This window comes from Tenacibaculum sp., from assembly GCF_048269885.1.
Taxonomy (GTDB): domain Bacteria; phylum Bacteroidota; class Bacteroidia; order Flavobacteriales; family Flavobacteriaceae; genus Polaribacter.
In genome coordinates, this window is the sequence record NZ_JBLWTZ010000010.1 from 54,541 (window position 1) to 71,777 (window position 17,237).

Genomic DNA, 17,237 nt, shown 5'->3' on the forward strand with positions numbered 1-17,237 from the left:
TAAAAAAAACTGCAATAAGCTTTTTTATAATCAGGATCTCCTTGATTAAGAAGGAAATAATAAAGTATAGGATAGGTGGTAATATCGAAGTTTTATTGCTGTATATATATTTAAATTAAAAAAATAACTTGAAAGAACATCTATAAAAATAAACAAGCAAGAAAACAAAACTTTAGAAAAGTTCAGTATCACGAAACAAGAAGCGTTGAGTTTAGAAGGTGGTCCAGAGTTGGATAGAGGTACGGTAACGACGCCTGCTGAAACTGAGCCACCAACTTAAGTTAAAAATACAATTATAAAAAATGTGATTCTACCGATGATGATAACAGAAGAAGTTATATGGAAAGGAGTTGTACGTAATGGCTATAATTAGTATTTTGTAGCCCAACGCAAGCGCATAAATTATGAAAAAACTACAATTACTATTGTTAGAAGACTTAGAAGAAGAAGCAGTAGAACTTTCTTCTTTTTTGGAAGATAATGATTATGAGGTATCGTTAGCAAAAAATGCGGTAGAAGCAGAAAAACTGATAAGAAATCGTTTTTTCGATGTTATTATTTTAGACATCATGATAAACGGAAGACCAGACGGAATTTCGTTAGCACACCGTTTGAATAAAGAAGGAATTAACATCCCCTTTTTATTCTTAACAAGCATGCAAGGAAGAGAAATTTTTGATGAAGCAAAACTAACCAATCCGTTAGTATATCTTTTAAAACCTTATAACAAACTAGAATTGTTATTCTCTTTAGAGTTGGCGATTGAGTCGTGTTATCAGCAAAATAACAGTATTAGTTTAGCATCAGACAATGGTGTGATAAGTCCATCTTTTTTATTCATAAAGAAAAAAAGGAGTGTAGTTAAAGTAGATGTAGCTGCTATAAACTACGTAGAAGTAAAGGAAAAATACTGTAGCATAATTTGCGACTCAGGAAATTACCTTATAAAATTATCGTTAACTAAGTTAAAAGAAATGCTATCTAATTCAGATTTTAGACAAGTGCATAGAAATTACTTAGTTAACGTAAAGAAAATCAAAGAAATTTACTTTGAAGATAATCTTATTGTCTTAGAGAATGACGAAAAAATTCTTTTTAGTGAACGTTATAAAACAGCATTTATAAAAGACAATACAATTTTTAGGTAGTTATACCACCTTAGAAACTAAACTTATTACAAAGCCAAAGCCATTTTCGATATTAGAAATAGCTTTGGCTTTTTCGTTATTACTAATAGTAGCATCGTCAATAAGTTTAAGTGTTTTTATGGCATTAGCATTGGTAATTTTACTTTCCTTAATAAAAGCATCTACTTCACTAAGTTTTAAATTAGTTAAACTAGCCAATTGTTTGTTAAACTCGGCATCAGTCTGTGAAGCAGCTTCTTTCGCTATATTGTTCCAATCTATAGAATTCATAATTGTTATTTTTCAGTAATTACTTTTTCAAGGTTTATCAATTTATTTAGAGCATTTCCTGTTTTATCAATACTCTGATTAATGGTACTTTCCACTTTTTTGATATCAATTTTATCTCCTGTAAGTTGATCTATTGCTTGCAAAGCGTCACTTTCTGTAGTTTTTACTTTCACCGCAGAGTTAATTAAGTTTTGAAGCGAAGTGGTAGCTTTGTTGTAATCGCTATAATTAGCATTTAATTGGTTTAGAATATCTTGTTTTTGTATATCCAAGACACTTTGAAGCGAGTCTTTTTTACGATTAATAATAGGAATTATACTGTTTAAAATATTTGGTAGTTCTTTTTTGTAGTCCAAAGAATCGGGTAATAACCGCTCAAAATTTTTTAACAACGTAGGAGTGTACTTGTCTTCAATAAATAAATTGATTTTTTCTTTTCGCTCATCAAAAAGTCTGTTAACCAAAGATACATTTAGCTGATGCATATTGTCTGCTTCTTTAATAACTTCTTTGGTAAGTGTTACGGTAGAACTTGGGATGCTAGCGCAAGAAAAAAGAAAGCTACTAAAAATAAATACGTAAAAGTACTTCATAAGTGTAGTTTGTTTTAAAATTAAAAGAGGTTGCTACGATATTGAGCTAAGTTTGGTTAGTACGTTGTAAGCTCTATTTATAATAAACTTAACGTCACAACCCCTTTGTTTTTATAATGATTTCGTAATGGTTTTTGGTACAATAAAAATGGACTTAACTCTATCTATAATACCTTGTAGGATACTAAAAATAGCCTCAGAAGAAAACCCTCCAATTAGAGCAAGCACTCCTTTATTAAAAAGGTTAATATCTTCAGGACTTTTGGTATAAAATGAAATAATTTCCGACATAATGAGTCCGGCAATAATACCCAGTACTATTTGGGCTAAATACGAAATAGACTCTTCTGAAACCATGGTTGATTCTCTAATAGAATCGCTAACCCTTTTTAATAAATAAAAAATAACACCCAGTCCAGCAACAGACGCTAAATAAGAAAGGTTTAATAATAATGATAATCCAGAGTTATTCATTAAGCCTTCATCTAGCGAATTGTTATTTACATCAGGGGAAAGGGCAGTAACAATAAATAAAACCAAAAAGAAAAGAGCTAAGAAAATAAGATTTCTTACCAAAGGAAGCTTGCTGAAAATAGATTTGTTTTCACCTTCATCTCGAAGAGCTTTGGTATACTCTATCGATTTGGGTGTAGCAGGAGCAATGTTTTTAACAAGTATATTGTGTGCATTGATCAAATCATTTAAATCGTTGCTTTCAATAAGCGAGTTTATTTCAGTATTTATAACAATACCATTATAAATAGCATAGGATAACATGTTGTTAATTTCAGTAATCAACTCTTTAGATACTCTGGGATAAACACCATTACTATTAGTGTTAACAACTTTTTTACTATCTTTTTGAAGGGTATTATTTTCCATTGCTTTGGTTTTGTGAGTTCTAAATATATGTAAAAGCTACATAAATTTAAAAAATAAGTGGGAAGAAAATAATCAAAAAACCTTTAGCGTATAAAACTTGATTATTAACGTAATGGATGTAAGATTGAAATGTACTCAAACCTAAATAAGTAACATAAAAAAAATGATTTACTTAACTTAAATTTAAAGATTGTTTTTGCATTATTTGTAGTATATTTGCATGCAATTAATTAACAACACACTAAATTGATTGCATATGCAAGCTCATCAAGCTAAAATATTAGGGGAAGGATTAACGTATGACGACGTTTTATTAGTTCCTGCCTATTCAGAAGTACTTCCAAGAGAAGTTTCAATCCAAACAAAATTTACAAGAAACATAACAATCAATGTTCCAATAGTATCTGCAGCTATGGATACGGTAACCGAATCTGCTATGGCAATTGCTATTGCAAGAGAAGGAGGAATAGGAGTGTTACATAAAAATATGACAATTGAGCAACAAGCTCAAGAAGTTCGTAAGGTAAAGCGTGCAGAAAGCGGAATGATAATCGACCCGATTACCTTATCGTTAAGCGCAATTGTTTTAGATGCTAAACAAGCAATGCGTGAGCATAAAATTGGAGGAATCCCCATTGTTAATGAAGGAGGGAAATTAGTAGGAATTGTAACAAATCGTGATTTACGTTTCGAAAAAAATAACGAGCGCCCTATTGTTGAAGTTATGACCGCTGAAAACTTAGTAACAGTTGCAGAAGGAACTTCTTTAAAAGATGCTGAAGTTATCTTACAAGAAAATAAAATTGAAAAGTTGCCTGTTGTTAATGATGATGACAAATTAGTAGGGTTAATTACTTTTAGAGATATTACAAAACTTACACAAAAACCAATAGCGAATAAAGACTCTTATGGACGCTTACGCGTAGCTGCAGCATTAGGCGTAACGCACGATGCAGTAGATAGAGCAGAAGCATTAGTAAAAGCAGGAGTAGATGCTGTAATTATTGATACGGCTCACGGACATACCAAAGGCGTGGTTTCTGTATTAAAAGAAGTAAAAGCAAAATTTCCTGAATTAGATGTTGTAGTAGGAAACATTGCAACACCAGAAGCAGCTAAATATTTAGTAGAAGCTGGAGCTGACGCAGTAAAAGTAGGAATAGGACCAGGGTCTATTTGTACAACTCGTGTGGTAGCAGGTGTAGGATTCCCACAATTTTCAGCAGTATTAGAAGTAGCAGCTGCTATAAAAGGAAGTGGAGTTCCCGTAATTGCCGATGGAGGTATCCGTTATACAGGCGATATCCCAAAAGCGGTTGCAGCAGGAGCAGACTGTGTAATGTTAGGATCATTATTAGCAGGAACCAAAGAATCACCAGGAGAAACGATTATTTACGAAGGAAGAAAATTCAAATCGTATCGTGGAATGGGATCTGTTGAAGCGATGAAGCAAGGGTCAAAAGATCGCTACTTCCAAGATGTAGAAGACGATATTAAAAAGTTAGTTCCAGAAGGAATTGTAGGACGTGTTGCTTACAAAGGAGAGCTGCAAGAAAGTATTCACCAATTTGTAGGTGGTTTACGTGCAGGTATGGGATACTGTGGAGCAAAAGATATTGAGACCTTAAAAAATACAGGGAAATTTGTCCGTATTACAGCAAGTGGAATTAACGAAAGCCACCCACACGATGTAGCAATTACGAAAGAAGCACCTAATTATAGTAGACGATAAACTATAAAACTATCTCCCTTAATTCAGGTAGAATATGATTAAAAATAAAAGCCGTTAATTATTAAATTAACGGCTTTTTTTATGGTTTAAAACCTTCTGCTTCTAAAATATAAGGTGTAATAGGATCTAATTCTTTCAACGTTTCAGGATGTACCCCCCTAGCCGTAAAGAATTCTCGCTTCCTTTCTGTATTACTTCCATACCAAAAATTAGGTTTCCCGTTAGTGAAAAACTCCATACCCTTGGTAAGTGTTACTTTTTTAAAACGATCAATATCTATATGGTAAGTTGTATTATCTATTGAATTTAGATAATAACATGGGACTTCTTTATAATGGTCTTTTTCCCAAACAATGCAATTACTTTTTTCAAACAAAATATCTTTATAAAAAATAAATACAGAAACTAAAAGAATGGTACCAATTAAAATTGGTGCTTTCTTTTTTAAGAGAATAGTTGAAACTCCTAATTTATTTTTTCCTTTTACTTTTTTACCAGTTAAGTTATTTTCTTCACTTATTGAAAAAGGCTTTACAGAATCTATAGTAATACTTTCCTTATAGTTTTCAAAGTCCTCAAAGCCCAAATATTCAGCCATTACATCTTTTACAAAAAGATCGGGAACTCCAACGGGGATATTCTCTTCTCTTTCTACATACTTTTTATGCAACCTACTAACTGTTTGTACACTCACATGATTAAATATATCATGCCTTCTTTCTAGTAGTTCTTGTACGAAAAACACAGCTTTTCCATTTCGACTATCAATTCCTTCATCTGTCTCAATCTTTTTAAAAAAATCAACAATTAGTTTTTCAATCATGGTTAATCAATTATTAGACAAGTTGCGGTCAAAAGTAAAGCTGTTGTACAAAAATTGATTACGGTTATCCATAAACTAGACAAAAGCCGATTGATCAAGTTTTGATAAATGGTAAAACTTGGATTTTCAGAATCTTTGCAGTGGCACTGATCGAGAAATTAAAAAGAAAACAAATTGATTGGTTCTAATTAAAAGATGAAATATCGGTAGAATTTCTTAGGGGGAAGCTACTTAATAATACCGATGTTCATCTCTACTTCCCGCGAAAGAGGCGCGCGACTCTTTTAAAAATTCTACACCCAAACTCGGTGTAACTGTAGCTAAGCAAAGTGCTTGGACAGGATAAATATTATCAATTTTTAAAAGTAACAAAATGAACAAGGTTTTATTAATTATAACATTTTTAGTAACAAATGGAATCTATACTATAAATACAAACTCAACCACTGTAGTACCACAAACAGACTCTACAGAAACAACGACAAGTGATACTGGTGGGGGAAATAGTGGAGGAAACGATCATGATCCAGATCCAGAACCAGAAGATTAATTATTTTATTATAAGTTAATTTAATAATTTAGGAGAATGAAAACAAAAAAAGTAGTTCTCCTATTTTATTTATTATTTAGTAGTATTTTAGGTAATAGTCAAGAAAAAGAATTAAAAGAGAAAATATTAAATATCAGACAAGAGATATTAAATCTACAAAAAGAAAAATTAGCAAAAAAATACTATCAATTAGGTTATTATTATAAAAAGGATAATAATATAGATAGTGCTTATAAATATTTTGACGCTTCAAAAAAAGAGTATGAAGTGTTGGGAGATAGCATAAAAATAGCAGAAAAATTATTCAGTTTAGCAAAAATAGAATCTGAAATAGAACTATTTTTTAAAAGTGATTCTACGGCTATAAAAGCTCTTAAGTACTTAGGCAACAATAAAGGTAAATACTCTTTAACCACTTCTTTATACAACACATTAGGAATTAACGCAAACTCAAAAGAAAACTATAAGAATGCTATTTATTGGTATACTAAGGCAATGGAATTTGCAAAAGACTCAATAAAAAAGTATCGTTATAAAAGTAATATAGCAAACAATTATATTTCTTTAAAAGATTATAAATCAGCTATAAAAATATATGAAAATTTACTGTTATCGTTAGAATTTTATACAGATAATAGCATTGAACTTAACTTAAAAACAAAAGCACTTGATAATTATAATTATGCTAGATTATTAAATGGAGATGAAGTAAATGAAGATGATTTTTTAAAAACACAAAAGCTTAAAAAACAATCTAAAGATTTTAGAGCATTGGCGAGTAACTTTTTTTATTTATATGTCTATTATGAAAAAATGAATAGACCCGACAAAGCTCAAAAATATGCATACTTGATGTATGATTTAGCTTCAAAATATGAAATGCCACAGTATATCATTTTAGGTATAGATAAAATTTTATTATCATCAAAACCAACAAAACTCCAGAAATTAGCTTTAGAAAGAATAAAACTACAAGACAGTATTATTGTATCAAAAAGAAAATTAAGAAATAAGTTTGTAACCTATATGTATAGCTATGAAGAAGAAAAAAAACAAAAACTTGAAGCTAGAGCTGACCTTGCTGAATCAAACCTTAGTTTAGAACAACAAAAATCACAAAAACAACTCTGGATTTTTACAGTTATTCTTACCATTCTATCCTCAATAGTCTATTTCTTTTATAAAAGAGAAAAAAATAAAAAAGAAAAAGCCATAGAAGTCTACAACACAGAAACTCGCTTAGCTAAAAAAATACACGATGAATTGGCAAACGATGTATACGCGGTAATGAATACACTACAAAATATATCAATAACAGATGAAAGGTTGCTCACGAGAGTAGAGAAAATATATGCACAAACCAGAGATATTTCTCACGAAAACAGTCCTGTACTCACAGGAGAGCACTTTGAGAGTTTCTTAAAACAACTGTTTTTAGATTTTACGAACGATCGTTGTAAAGTAATCCATAAAGGATTACAAGAAGCAAACATAAACCAGTTAGCTAAAGAAAAACAAATAGTAGTATATAGAGCCTTACAAGAGCTCTTGGTAAACATGAAAAAATACAGCGAAGCAACTTTGGTGCTTATCACTTTTTCAGTAGAAAAAAACAAATTATCAATAGCGTATCAAGACAATGGAATAGGTGTAGAAAACCTCTCTGTAAAAAATGGTTTACAAAATATGGAAATCCGTATTAAATCAGTAGGAGGGTTTATTACTTTTGAATCAAAGCAAGAAAAAGGATTTCAAGCAAAGTTTCACTTTAAAAAGTAGTTATGTTCAAAAAAGTATTGATAGCAGAAGATGCTGATTTTATGTCAAGCGGAATAAAAGTAGCCTTAGAAAACATGCAAATTCCTAATGTTGAATATGCACAATATTGCGATGAGGCTTTTTTAAAACTAAAAAAAGCATGGTTAGATAAAGAACCATTTGATTTATTAGTAAGCGATTTATCATTTAAAGATAACATACATGAGCAACGATTAGAATCAGGTGAAGCACTTATAGCCGAGGCAAAAAAACTACAGCCAACTTTAAAAACAGTCGTATTTTCTGTAGAAGACAAACCCTACAGAATTCAGCAATTATGTAATGAGTTAGAGGTAAATGCGTATGTATGGAAATCTAACCATGGACAAAGAGAGCTAAAAAAAGCAGTACAAAGTGTGTTTAACGGTGAGTTTTTTATCACCCCACAATTAGCACATGCCTTACGAGATAAAGAAGCTTTTGAAGTTACAGACTACGACGTGTTTTTATTAAAACATTTAGCAGAAGGCTTAGATCAAAAAGAAATTAGCGAAGCATTAAAAAACAAAGACATAAAACCCAGTAGTGTTAGTTCGGTAGAAAAACGCTTAAAACTATTAAAAGAAAACTTTAACGCCAATAACCCTACACAATTGATAGCTATTACCAAAGATTTTGGACTTATCTAAAATAAATGTCATTCCGAGCGATAGAGAGGAGTCTCAATATAAAGAGAAACAAATACTCTTAAGGTTTAGCTACGCTGAACCTTACGGTTTCTCCCTTTGGTCGAAATGACGTTAACAAACAGTAAACCGTCATTCCGAACGAGGTACGAGGAGGAATCTCAAAAGAGTTACACTTATTCTTTTATTGTAATCACTGTCAGTTCGAGTGATAACGAAGTGAAAATTGTACTTCGGCTACGCTCAGCAGAGCTATCGAGAACTATTCGACAAACATAAAAATTGCCACGTTTCATTTATAATGATGAGTATATGTTTTATGACCTTCAAGAAAATTTTTGAAAATCAAGACAGCAGCGATGGATGTAAGATAAAAAGTTGTTTGAGCGATAGCGAGTTTCTTTTTATCAGAGGTAGGTGTCGTAGTATTTTCTTACGATTTTATTGTAAGTCTTGATTTTTGTTTCTTTTTATCAAGAAAAAGAATATAAGACTTTTTTTATCGTCATTACAAGATGGATATGAGTAAGTAATCTCTCTGTAGAGAACTCCAAAGGCAAAGATTGCTTCGCTTTAGCCTGCCTTGAGCTTTTCGACTTCGCGCAAGATAAACTTAAGTCGAAAGGCTCGCAATGGCGTCATAACGAAGAACAATAAAAACACCGTATAAAACATTGAGAATTTTGTTAGTTATACTAGTAAATACTTCATACCCATTAAAAAACATAACAAAAAGAGTATATAACATAAAAAAGTACGAGCATATAGCTCGTACTTTTTACGTTATAAAATTTTGTTTGAAACATCAAACACTACTGTTGTCTGTTACATAACAGTACTGTTGTTACTTAAGCAACAGTAAGACTAAAGGTAGAATCACCTACCATAATATCCTTTAAAAAGCGTTCAGAGTTTCCTGTTGCCTGTGTTTTAACCCTAACACAATAGTTACCAGCAGCAAGGGCAGGAGCTTGACCAATAATCTTCTTATTACTCTTTTAAAAGTTAAGAAAATCAATATAACCTCTAACAAAGCTCTAATTATGGAAGCCATTTTGTATAGCCCCTAACATAATAGCAAAGCCTACGGAAACCCTCAAAGTTTTGTGCTTTAAGGAGGATAAGTTTGCAGTAATATTAATAAAAAAAATAAAAAATGAGAAAAGTATTTATTGTATCGGTAATACTATTAGGTATTGTTTCGTGTTCTTCCCCTCTTGATAAAAAATTTAATGAAGAAAGAGCAGCAGAAGACATCAAGGCGGTTCAAACAGAAATTGATTCAACTGAATTTGGAATGTTGGTGGGGTCAATGTTAAGGTTAAAACTAGAAGGAGAAAAAGTAGAAGGCTTAACCTACAGAGAAATTTTAGAAAAAGGGAAAAGATGGAAAGAAAAAGAAGAAGAACTAGAGAAAGAGCAGAAACTCTTAGCAGAGAAAGCAAAAAAAGAAGAGTTAGAAAGGATTAATAGGTTATCAGAAAGTGTAGTGATTTCTTGTTTTGAAAAGGGATTTTATAAGTACAAATATGAAGATTATATTACGTATAAGTTTGTAATTCAAAATAAATCGAGCAAAAATATAAGAGCAGTGAAAGGGAGTCTTATTTTTTCAAATTTATTTGATGAAGAAATAAAAACGATAAACTTGGTTTATGATAAAGTGCTTACAGCAGACACTACGGTTAATTACGAAGCACAAACAGATTACAATCAGTTTAGTGATAGTGATAAAGCTCTTAAAAACAAAGAGCTAAAGGACATGAAAGTAAAGTGGAAACCTGAGAAAATAATTTTTGAAGACGGAACAACTTTAGAGTAACTCACTAACCTTACGGGAAACCGTAGGGTTTTGTGTTTTTATCAAGGTAGGTTTGTAATGATATTAACCAAAAAAATATAGATATGGCTGTAAAGCATACACCAACAAATGAGGTTCATAAAGGAAGTAAGGGAGGAACGACAGGATGCGGTTTTGATACAACAGAGCACCCAGAACATTGGGTAAGTACTAGTGATAGAGTTACTTGTGATAAAAATGGTTGTAAAAATTAATAGCTATTGAGATGAGTTTTTTAAAGAGTACAGTAAATCAAGTAGGTAGAGATATGGGAAAGGTTATTAGTAATCAAATATTTGATTCTAGTCACTCAACACCTTATCGTAGAGTTTTGTCAAATAATACCTATACAAGAACAAGAGCTACATTTCAAACAGATTTTGAAAAAGCGATTAACTTCCAAACAGGGCATAGACCAAGTACACTAATTTCTAAAATATCAGGAGTATATATTGTAATTAAAAATGAAGCAAATAAGTATATTTCTGATGGTTATTTAGATACATCCGAGTCAAATGAATTATTTTATATGATGAATCAATTTAATAATAAAGTTGATGACATCTGTGATATTCTCGATATAGATGAAGTAAGTTATAAAAAAGAGATAAATCAATTAAAAGCATTAGTAGATAAAATGAATAATTTATTTAATGAAGTTTTAAGTATATCTGCTATAGGCTGTAAGGAAAGGGAAAAAGAACATAAAATAGAAGCAAAAAATGTAGAAAACATTACTTTTTTAGAGTATTTGGGGTTTAACATTATATGGATGGGGAATTATGCGAGAGGTAAAGAAAAATCCATTCTTAACACTGTATTAGCTAACATAGCAGATTTGGTAACATTTACATTCCCCTTTACAAGAACATATCTTTTTTTTAAAGGAGTGTTTACATATTCGAAGGAAAATAAAAGAAGAAATACATTGAAAAATGCCCACAATAAATTAGCTGAACTAGAAGGGAAGAGAGCAGAGGCCTATTTAAGTATCAGCAATAAGTAACTTTAATAGCTAGAGGATACTTTAGAAAAGATTTAATGAGAAGGAATCGATTTTAGTGAAGAGAATGAAGATAAAACCCTACGGATTTCCGTAGGGTTTTATGTTTTATAGAAATTAGATTTGATATAATAAACTTAATCCCTTCAATATTATGAATCAGAAATATGAAAAAGTATTCCTAATTACATCATTATTAATAGTAATAGTTGCTACGGTAGTTGTAACAAAGAAAAACAATTCTAAAGAAAATTTATATAACAAAGCTTTAGTAGGCTGTTATGTTCCACCTAAAGCTAGGTGTACTGGCTCTGTAAACTGTAGAGCATGTAAAAACTGTAAGTATTGCAAATACTGTAACAGCGGAGGTTCTTGCGGTGTTTGCGGAAAGAGAAATAGTACAAAAAGTTATACCAACCCTTATAAAGGCTATTCAAGTAAACCAAAAACTAAGCAAACTATTTTTGACGGACGTAAGACCAATAATACATTGTTAAAAGAAGAGCCATATTATCTAAAAACATTATTGGTAAACAAAAACCTTTTAAATTTAAGAAGTGGCCCAAGTACTTCTTATTATGTAATTCAACAATTAGACTTTGGAGAAAAACTAACCATATTAGCCACTCAAGCAAAATGGATTAAAGTGAAGGTAAAGCGAACAAAAGTAATAGGGTTTGTTCATGTGAACGGTGTACTTTTGGTAGAATAAAAAAAGCTTAGATGTGGGTTTCCGTAGAGTTTTCTGTATTAGAAAGTATAGTTTTGATGTAATACTAATTAAAAACATAGAAAATGGGAAACCCAAAATTTGAAATCAAAAAGAGAAAGGATAATGAATTCATGTTTAACCTGAAAGCAGGAAATGGAGAAATTATTTTAACCAGTGAAGGCTACGCTAGTAAACAAGGATGTAAAAACGGTATAAGTTCTGTAAAAACGAATGCACCTGATGATGATAACTATGAAAGAAAAGTAGCTTCAAATGAGCAATACTACTTTACACTAAAAGCACAAAATGGAGAAGTCATAGGTAAAAGTGAAATGTATACCACAACTTCAGCAAGAGATAAAGGAATTAAATCGGTACAAAATAATGCTCCATCTGCTGACACAGTTGATTTAACATAAATAATTATTTATAGGAGATTAAAATTCTATATTGTAGTAGTTAGAAACCTTACGGATATCCGTAAGGTTTTGTTTTTTAGTAGGTTTAGCTTTGGGGTATAACCAAACTAAAACATAATGATAAAAAAAATACAAATTGTAGGTCTCATTTTTATTTCAGTATTATTAACAGAATGTTCTACCGATACGGATGGAATAGAAGAGCAAGAAACAAAAACTGAATGGAAGTGTGGGGTTCATAATGGAAAGCAATTATGGACAGGACCCAAAGGAGGATGCTATTATAAGAATAGCAATGGAAATAAAACATATGTAGACAGATCGGAATGTAATTGTTAAATGAGCTATGAGTACAAGAGCATTAAAAGTATTCAATTGCAACCTGTTTTTATCAAGGTTTATTTATGGTTTAATCATTATAAATATAATCTGTTTAGTACTAGAGTCTTTTAAAACGTTAAGAGTTAATTATACACAGTTTTTTCAGTTTATAGAAGGATTCTCTATTCTGGTTTTTTCAATAGAATTTATAACAAGAATTGTAATTGCAGAAAAGCAAAGTAATAAAGGGTGGAGTTCTTACGTTTTCTCTGGTTACGGGATTTTAGACTTACTGTCAATATTACCTTTTTATTTACCACTAATTTTTCCGTTTGATTTACGAGTTTTAAGAGTGTTGAGGCTGTTAAGGTTGGTACGAATATTTAAACTTGGTAGGTATTCAAAATCCTTTAAAACAATTAATTTAATACTAAAAGAAACCAAGCCAGAACTCTTAATAACAGCCTTTATAGCATTAATATTAGTAATGCTCTCGTCTACTTTAATCTTTTATGCAGAAAACGAAGCACAACCCGATAAGTTTTCAAGTATTATAGAAGCCTTTTGGTGGTCGTTAGGAACGCTTACCACTGTAGGAGTAGCAGATATGTATCCTGTAACTCCCTTAGGAAAATTCTTTAGCGCTTTAATAGGAGTTATAGGGATTGGCTTTGTGGCATTACCTACAGGAATTATAAGTTCAGCTTTAATAGATAAAGTAAAAGAAGAAAAGAGTAATTGTAGTAACTGCCCTAATTGTGGGGTAAGAATAGATAAGAACTAATGGGATTTCAATTTTACAGACGAATAAAACTAGGAAAAGGTTTTGGACTGAATATTAGTAAATCGGGCATTTCTCCAAGCTTACGAACTAAAATAGGAGCAGTAAGCTCCAAAGGGTACTCTATAAGAACGGGTATAAAAGGGTTGCAGTATAGAAAAAGACACGCTAAAAAAGAAGGAATAGGCTGCCTAGGAATTGTCTTTGCTATAGTTAGTGTTTTTGTAGCACTGTTAATAAAAAGAAAGTAAATATACTCGTAGTTAAACTATAATCAAATGAAAGTAGGAATACAAAAAACAGTAAATATTATTTGTGCCATAGCATTGTTTTTAGCAGTAACAGCACTACCAATTGAATATTACAATGTTTTAAGAATAATTGTTTTTATAGGAGGCTTATTGGTAGTTTTTAATCAGAAAATAAAGAAGCATTGGAGGTTATTATTTATACCAATAACATTATTATTTAACCCCATATTTCCCATCTATTTTTATGTAAAATCATATTGGGTTCTTTTAGATGTTCTCTGCGGAATCTTATTTCTACTGCTCATATTTTATGGGTATAGCTCAAGCATAAAAAAACAACGAACAATAAAAAAACAAGTGTCTAAAAATAAAGACATGTATAACGTTAAATATTAAAAAAATGAATGAAATAACTACCGAACTTAAAAGTCACTTTTTAAGACTATATGAAATGGCTTTTGCTGATAATGATTTTGATGTGTTAGAAACACAAATGCTATACAAATTTGCAGAAGAGAGAAATATATCTAAACAAGAGTTAGATAATATTTTACTATCAAGCCAACAAGAAAGCTTAGTACCCGAAAGCTTGGAGCTTAAAGTTGAATACTTATACGATTTAGCAGTAATGATTTGGGCAGATGGAAAAGTAACAGAAGATGAAATGATAACTCTAAAAAAGTATTGTTTAAAGTTCGGGTTTTTGGAAGAGAATCTAGAAGAATTGACTAGTTTTTTGATAGAAAATGCAAAAATTCATACACCTAAAACAACATTGTTAAAACAACTAACCTAATCAACTAACAAATATGGAAGCCTTAAAAAAAATATTTACTACAAGGGAGAAAGACCCAGTAGAAAAAGTAGTAGTAAAGGAAGAAAAAAAAGATGTCAAACTAACTTTTTTCGAAAGTGGTTATGGATCATCTAAGCAAGCCTCAGGAAATCACAAAGTCTTTAGAGCTTGTTTAAATAATGTGTATATGGATTACAAGAGAAAATGCGCAGAAGATGAAGAGCTACAAAAAAAACTAAAAGATCCTCATATACAAGAAAAAGGAAGAGAAGGAATAGAGCTTAAAAAAAGACAAACAGCCAAAGCAATCTTAGAAGAAAACATTAAAACAGATGAAGAAAAGATTGAAGAGTGTGAACATCAAATAGTTGAAGTTAGAGAAAATCCAGAAAAGTATGTAGAAGAAGTAGATAAAAAGCCAAAAGCCCAGTTTTATTTAGGGTTAATAGTACTTATTCCAATAACATTTTACCTGTTAGTTTTTTACATATCAGCCTCATATTCAGCTTTTTTTAAAAACTTTGAAAATAGCGAGTTATCAGCGGCAATTTTTGATGGAAAATCATTTTCTAAAGCTTTAGAACATGGAGTGTTAGAAGCGATTTTTATAGCTACCATACCATTCGCTTTTATGGGTTTAGGATATTTAATACATATGTTTCAAAAACATAAAAATTGGTTGTCATATGTAAAAATAGGAGCATTATTTATTATCACTTTTATATTCGATGCCATACTAGCGTATCAGATAGAAATGAAGATTTATGATTATAATAAAACACCAGATTCACCAGAGTTCGATTTGTCAATAGCCTTTAGTAAAGTAGAGTTTTGGGGAATCATCTTTGCAGGCTTTGTCGTATATATAATTTGGGGACTGGTGTTTGATTTTATTATGAAGGAATATGAGAACATTGATAAAATAAAAGCCTTTATAAGAAGTAAAAGAGAAACGATTGTTAACCTACAAAAATCAATAGCTGAAGCCATAGAAAAATTAAACGGTGTAAAAGAAGAAATCTCAGGAATAGAAGCAAGAATAGCTAATTTACAAAGAACAATTGATGGCTTTGTATTCCCTAATAAACGTTACTTAACCTACCATGCAGAATATGTAAAAGGATGGTATTTAGCTATAACAGACAATTTTTTAGATTTAAAAAGAAGAGATGAATTACTTTCTAAATGTGATGAAGTAGAAAAAGAACATCTGACAAAATATGATTTAACAGATGAAAACACGGAAGGAATAATTTATAAATCTCAATTAAAATAACGAAAAATGAAAGCATATAAACTTATAATAGTAACTCTATATATAATACTTACATACTCTTGTTCAAATAAAAAAGAAAAAGACCCAGTAGCAGAAGTATCAAAAGAAATAAGTAGTACAAGTAAAAAAAAGAGCAAAGAAAATTTAAATATTAGTATCGTATTAGATTTGTCAGATAGAATAAATCCAAAGAAGTATCCAGAACCTTCAATGGAGTTTTATCAAAGAGATTTAGGTTACATAGAGTCTGTCGCGAAGACTTTTGAAAACCATATTAGAGGAAAGAGAACAAATAAAATTAATGATAAAATACAACTGTTTGTTGAGCCGGCACCATCAGATAGTGAATTAAATCAGAAAATAGCAACACTCAAAACACAGTTTGATAAAACCAATGCAACCAAAGACGAAATTCTAAAAACCGCAAAGAAGTATACAGAAATATGTAATAATATTTATGAAACCGCTATTACAGATGATAAATATGTTGGGTCAGATATAAGAGGTTTCTTTAAAAATAAGATCCAAGATTATTGTGTGGAAGAAGGATATAAGAATGTGGTAGTGGTTTTAACAGATGGGTATGTGTACCATAAAGATAACCTTACAAGAGAACAAAACAGAACATCGTACTTAGTACCAAAAACAATAAGAAGTTTCAAACTAAATAAAGGTAATTGGAAAGAGAAGTTTCAATCAAAAGATTATGGTTTTTTACCTTTACATAAAAATTTACAAAATGTAGAAGTATTAGTTTTGGGAGTAAACCCGGATAAAAAGAACCCTTACGAAGAAGATGTAATAAAAGAGTATTGGAAAAAATGGTTAAAAGAAATGAATGTAAAGAAGTTTCAAATAAAAAGAGCCGATTTACCTATTCATATAAATGATGTTATCAACGATTTTATTCTTACCAAGTAAACTATGTACCTAAAAACAATACTATTATTTTTATTAATAACTATAATAGGGGCAAAAGTACCGAAAGAATTTAGTGCAAGAGTAATTGGGGTAGTAGACGGAGATACCGTAAAGGTGTTATATCAAAACAAACCAATACACATAAGACTAGAACATATTGATTGTCCAGAAAAAGGACAAGCTTATAGCACCAAAGCAAAACAATTTGTATCCAACAAAATATTTGGAAAAACAGTTAAAATAGTTAACAAAGGGAAGTGGCATTGGAACCGTTTAATCGCCGAAATATATTTTGATAACCATCAAAACATTAATAAAAGCTTAATTAAAAAAGGGTTGGCAATGCACTTTAAAAAATATTCAAAAAGTAAAGAATATGCCCTGTTAGAAAACAAAGCAAAACAACTTAAAATAGGTATGTGGTCATTACCCAATGTAACGACACCCTGGCAATATAGAAAACAACCAAACTAAA

22 protein-coding genes are annotated in these 17,237 nt (G+C 30.7%); 18 read left to right on the forward strand and 4 right to left on the reverse strand.

All coding sequences use genetic code 11. From position 1 onward, the window contains the following. Nucleotides 1-404 precede the first annotated feature (404 nt). Nucleotides 405-1,148: a response regulator transcription factor gene (locus tag ACN0WY_RS09195; protein WP_330489201.1), complete on the forward strand. Its 744-nt coding sequence runs from the start codon at nucleotides 405-407 to the stop codon at nucleotides 1,146-1,148. Here the strand turns inward: ACN0WY_RS09195 and ACN0WY_RS09200 are convergent, their stop codons facing one another. From ACN0WY_RS09200 to ACN0WY_RS09210, 3 genes are all read right to left on the reverse strand, one after another. Continuing rightward, nucleotides 1,149-1,418, reverse strand: a complete 270-nt coding sequence (locus ACN0WY_RS09200; RefSeq protein WP_047789511.1) for a hypothetical protein — start codon at nucleotides 1,416-1,418, stop codon at nucleotides 1,149-1,151. 5 nt (nucleotides 1,419-1,423) lie between these two features. Further along, nucleotides 1,424-2,011, reverse strand: a complete 588-nt coding sequence (locus ACN0WY_RS09205) for a hypothetical protein (RefSeq protein WP_417800173.1) — start codon at nucleotides 2,009-2,011, stop codon at nucleotides 1,424-1,426. Nucleotides 2,012-2,122: 111 nt separating this feature from the next. Next, entirely contained in the window at nucleotides 2,123-2,893 is a 771-nt protein-coding gene (locus ACN0WY_RS09210) for a hypothetical protein (protein WP_330489199.1), read from the reverse strand. 256 nt (nucleotides 2,894-3,149) lie between these two features. On the opposite strand from ACN0WY_RS09210, the gene guaB reads away from it, so the two are divergent. Then, nucleotides 3,150-4,625, forward strand: a complete 1,476-nt coding sequence (gene guaB, locus ACN0WY_RS09215; RefSeq protein ID WP_330489198.1) for an IMP dehydrogenase — start codon at nucleotides 3,150-3,152, stop codon at nucleotides 4,623-4,625. Nucleotides 4,626-4,704: 79 nt separating this feature from the next. Here the strand turns inward: guaB and ACN0WY_RS09220 are convergent, their stop codons facing one another. Then, entirely contained in the window at nucleotides 4,705-5,448 is a 744-nt protein-coding gene (locus ACN0WY_RS09220; protein WP_417800174.1) for a hypothetical protein, read from the reverse strand. A gap of 373 nt (nucleotides 5,449-5,821) precedes the next feature. Here ACN0WY_RS09220 and ACN0WY_RS09225 point away from each other — a divergent pair, with 373 nt between their 5' ends. From ACN0WY_RS09225 to ACN0WY_RS09300, 16 genes are all read left to right on the forward strand, one after another. After that, a complete protein-coding gene (locus tag ACN0WY_RS09225) occupies nucleotides 5,822-5,998 on the forward strand; it encodes a hypothetical protein (protein WP_417800175.1) in 177 nt (58 codons plus the stop codon). 36 nt (nucleotides 5,999-6,034) lie between these two features. Then, nucleotides 6,035-7,777: a hypothetical protein gene (locus ACN0WY_RS09230; protein ID WP_417800176.1), complete on the forward strand. Its 1,743-nt coding sequence runs from the start codon at nucleotides 6,035-6,037 to the stop codon at nucleotides 7,775-7,777. A 2-nt stretch (nucleotides 7,778-7,779) separates the two neighbouring features. Next, the gene (locus ACN0WY_RS09235) at nucleotides 7,780-8,445 is read left to right on the forward strand and encodes a response regulator (protein WP_330489194.1); all 666 of its coding nucleotides are present in this window, start codon (nucleotides 7,780-7,782) and stop codon (nucleotides 8,443-8,445) included. 1,153 nt (nucleotides 8,446-9,598) lie between these two features. Next, nucleotides 9,599-10,264 (forward strand): hypothetical protein, encoded by a 666-nt coding sequence (locus ACN0WY_RS09240; RefSeq protein ID WP_417800177.1) that lies wholly within the window; start codon nucleotides 9,599-9,601, stop codon nucleotides 10,262-10,264. A gap of 83 nt (nucleotides 10,265-10,347) precedes the next feature. Next, entirely contained in the window at nucleotides 10,348-10,497 is a 150-nt protein-coding gene (locus tag ACN0WY_RS09245) for a hypothetical protein (protein WP_417800178.1), read from the forward strand. Between the two features lie 11 nt (nucleotides 10,498-10,508). Next, nucleotides 10,509-11,288 (forward strand): hypothetical protein, encoded by a 780-nt coding sequence (locus ACN0WY_RS09250; protein ID WP_417800179.1) that lies wholly within the window; start codon nucleotides 10,509-10,511, stop codon nucleotides 11,286-11,288. Between the two features lie 151 nt (nucleotides 11,289-11,439). Continuing rightward, nucleotides 11,440-11,997 (forward strand): SH3 domain-containing protein, encoded by a 558-nt coding sequence (locus tag ACN0WY_RS09255; protein WP_417800180.1) that lies wholly within the window; start codon nucleotides 11,440-11,442, stop codon nucleotides 11,995-11,997. Between the two features lie 83 nt (nucleotides 11,998-12,080). After that, on the forward strand, nucleotides 12,081-12,416 hold the full coding sequence (locus tag ACN0WY_RS09260) for a YegP family protein (RefSeq protein ID WP_417800181.1): 336 nt from the start codon (nucleotides 12,081-12,083) through the stop codon (nucleotides 12,414-12,416). A gap of 117 nt (nucleotides 12,417-12,533) precedes the next feature. After that, on the forward strand, nucleotides 12,534-12,755 hold the full coding sequence (locus ACN0WY_RS09265) for a hypothetical protein (RefSeq protein ID WP_330489189.1): 222 nt from the start codon (nucleotides 12,534-12,536) through the stop codon (nucleotides 12,753-12,755). A gap of 7 nt (nucleotides 12,756-12,762) precedes the next feature. Continuing rightward, entirely contained in the window at nucleotides 12,763-13,521 is a 759-nt protein-coding gene (locus tag ACN0WY_RS09270) for an ion transporter (RefSeq protein ID WP_417800182.1), read from the forward strand. Continuing rightward, entirely contained in the window at nucleotides 13,521-13,769 is a 249-nt protein-coding gene (locus tag ACN0WY_RS09275; RefSeq protein WP_417800183.1) for a DUF4236 domain-containing protein, read from the forward strand. The genes ACN0WY_RS09270 and ACN0WY_RS09275 overlap by 1 nt, the downstream gene beginning before the upstream one ends. Before the next feature lie 27 nt (nucleotides 13,770-13,796). Beyond that, complete coding sequence (locus ACN0WY_RS09280) at nucleotides 13,797-14,165, forward strand: DUF6804 family protein (RefSeq protein WP_330489186.1); 369 nt, start codon at nucleotides 13,797-13,799, stop codon at nucleotides 14,163-14,165. Nucleotides 14,166-14,169: 4 nt separating this feature from the next. Continuing rightward, the gene (locus tag ACN0WY_RS09285) at nucleotides 14,170-14,565 is read left to right on the forward strand and encodes a hypothetical protein (RefSeq protein ID WP_417800184.1); all 396 of its coding nucleotides are present in this window, start codon (nucleotides 14,170-14,172) and stop codon (nucleotides 14,563-14,565) included. A gap of 13 nt (nucleotides 14,566-14,578) precedes the next feature. Then, nucleotides 14,579-15,841, forward strand: a complete 1,263-nt coding sequence (locus ACN0WY_RS09290) for an ABC transporter permease (protein ID WP_417800185.1) — start codon at nucleotides 14,579-14,581, stop codon at nucleotides 15,839-15,841. Between the two features lie 6 nt (nucleotides 15,842-15,847). After that, entirely contained in the window at nucleotides 15,848-16,762 is a 915-nt protein-coding gene (locus ACN0WY_RS09295) for a hypothetical protein (RefSeq protein ID WP_330489183.1), read from the forward strand. Nucleotides 16,763-16,765: 3 nt separating this feature from the next. Then, nucleotides 16,766-17,236 (forward strand): thermonuclease family protein, encoded by a 471-nt coding sequence (locus tag ACN0WY_RS09300; protein WP_417800186.1) that lies wholly within the window; start codon nucleotides 16,766-16,768, stop codon nucleotides 17,234-17,236. The last annotated feature ends 1 nt before the right edge of the window (nucleotide 17,237 follow it).

Excerpts from the sequence above, each read along its gene's own strand:
- ACN0WY_RS09205 (WP_417800173.1), bottom strand. The coding sequence starts at position 2,011 with ATGAAGTACTTTTACGTATTTATTTTTAGTAGCTTTCTTTTTTCTTGC.
- ACN0WY_RS09230 (WP_417800176.1), top strand. The coding sequence starts at position 6,035 with ATGAAAACAAAAAAAGTAGTTCTCCTATTTTATTTATTATTTAGTAGT.
- ACN0WY_RS09270 (WP_417800182.1), top strand. The coding sequence starts at position 12,763 with ATGAGTACAAGAGCATTAAAAGTATTCAATTGCAACCTGTTTTTATCA.
- ACN0WY_RS09275 (WP_417800183.1), top strand. The coding sequence starts at position 13,521 with ATGGGATTTCAATTTTACAGACGAATAAAACTAGGAAAAGGTTTTGGA.
- ACN0WY_RS09235 (WP_330489194.1), top strand. The coding sequence starts at position 7,780 with ATGTTCAAAAAAGTATTGATAGCAGAAGATGCTGATTTTATGTCAAGC.
- ACN0WY_RS09285 (WP_417800184.1), top strand. The coding sequence starts at position 14,170 with ATGAATGAAATAACTACCGAACTTAAAAGTCACTTTTTAAGACTATAT.
- ACN0WY_RS09250 (WP_417800179.1), top strand. The coding sequence starts at position 10,509 with ATGAGTTTTTTAAAGAGTACAGTAAATCAAGTAGGTAGAGATATGGGA.
- ACN0WY_RS09200 (WP_047789511.1), bottom strand. The coding sequence starts at position 1,418 with ATGAATTCTATAGATTGGAACAATATAGCGAAAGAAGCTGCTTCACAG.
- ACN0WY_RS09245 (WP_417800178.1), top strand. The coding sequence starts at position 10,348 with ATGGCTGTAAAGCATACACCAACAAATGAGGTTCATAAAGGAAGTAAG.
- ACN0WY_RS09290 (WP_417800185.1), top strand. The coding sequence starts at position 14,579 with ATGGAAGCCTTAAAAAAAATATTTACTACAAGGGAGAAAGACCCAGTA.
- guaB (WP_330489198.1), top strand. The coding sequence starts at position 3,150 with ATGCAAGCTCATCAAGCTAAAATATTAGGGGAAGGATTAACGTATGAC.
- ACN0WY_RS09255 (WP_417800180.1), top strand. The coding sequence starts at position 11,440 with ATGAATCAGAAATATGAAAAAGTATTCCTAATTACATCATTATTAATA.
- ACN0WY_RS09210 (WP_330489199.1), bottom strand. The coding sequence starts at position 2,893 with ATGGAAAATAATACCCTTCAAAAAGATAGTAAAAAAGTTGTTAACACT.
- ACN0WY_RS09260 (WP_417800181.1), top strand. The coding sequence starts at position 12,081 with ATGGGAAACCCAAAATTTGAAATCAAAAAGAGAAAGGATAATGAATTC.
- ACN0WY_RS09300 (WP_417800186.1), top strand. The coding sequence starts at position 16,766 with ATGTACCTAAAAACAATACTATTATTTTTATTAATAACTATAATAGGG.
- ACN0WY_RS09295 (WP_330489183.1), top strand. The coding sequence starts at position 15,848 with ATGAAAGCATATAAACTTATAATAGTAACTCTATATATAATACTTACA.
- ACN0WY_RS09280 (WP_330489186.1), top strand. The coding sequence starts at position 13,797 with ATGAAAGTAGGAATACAAAAAACAGTAAATATTATTTGTGCCATAGCA.
- ACN0WY_RS09195 (WP_330489201.1), top strand. The coding sequence starts at position 405 with ATGAAAAAACTACAATTACTATTGTTAGAAGACTTAGAAGAAGAAGCA.
- ACN0WY_RS09240 (WP_417800177.1), top strand. The coding sequence starts at position 9,599 with ATGAGAAAAGTATTTATTGTATCGGTAATACTATTAGGTATTGTTTCG.
- ACN0WY_RS09220 (WP_417800174.1), bottom strand. The coding sequence starts at position 5,448 with ATGATTGAAAAACTAATTGTTGATTTTTTTAAAAAGATTGAGACAGAT.
- ACN0WY_RS09225 (WP_417800175.1), top strand. The coding sequence starts at position 5,822 with ATGAACAAGGTTTTATTAATTATAACATTTTTAGTAACAAATGGAATC.
- ACN0WY_RS09265 (WP_330489189.1), top strand. The coding sequence starts at position 12,534 with ATGATAAAAAAAATACAAATTGTAGGTCTCATTTTTATTTCAGTATTA.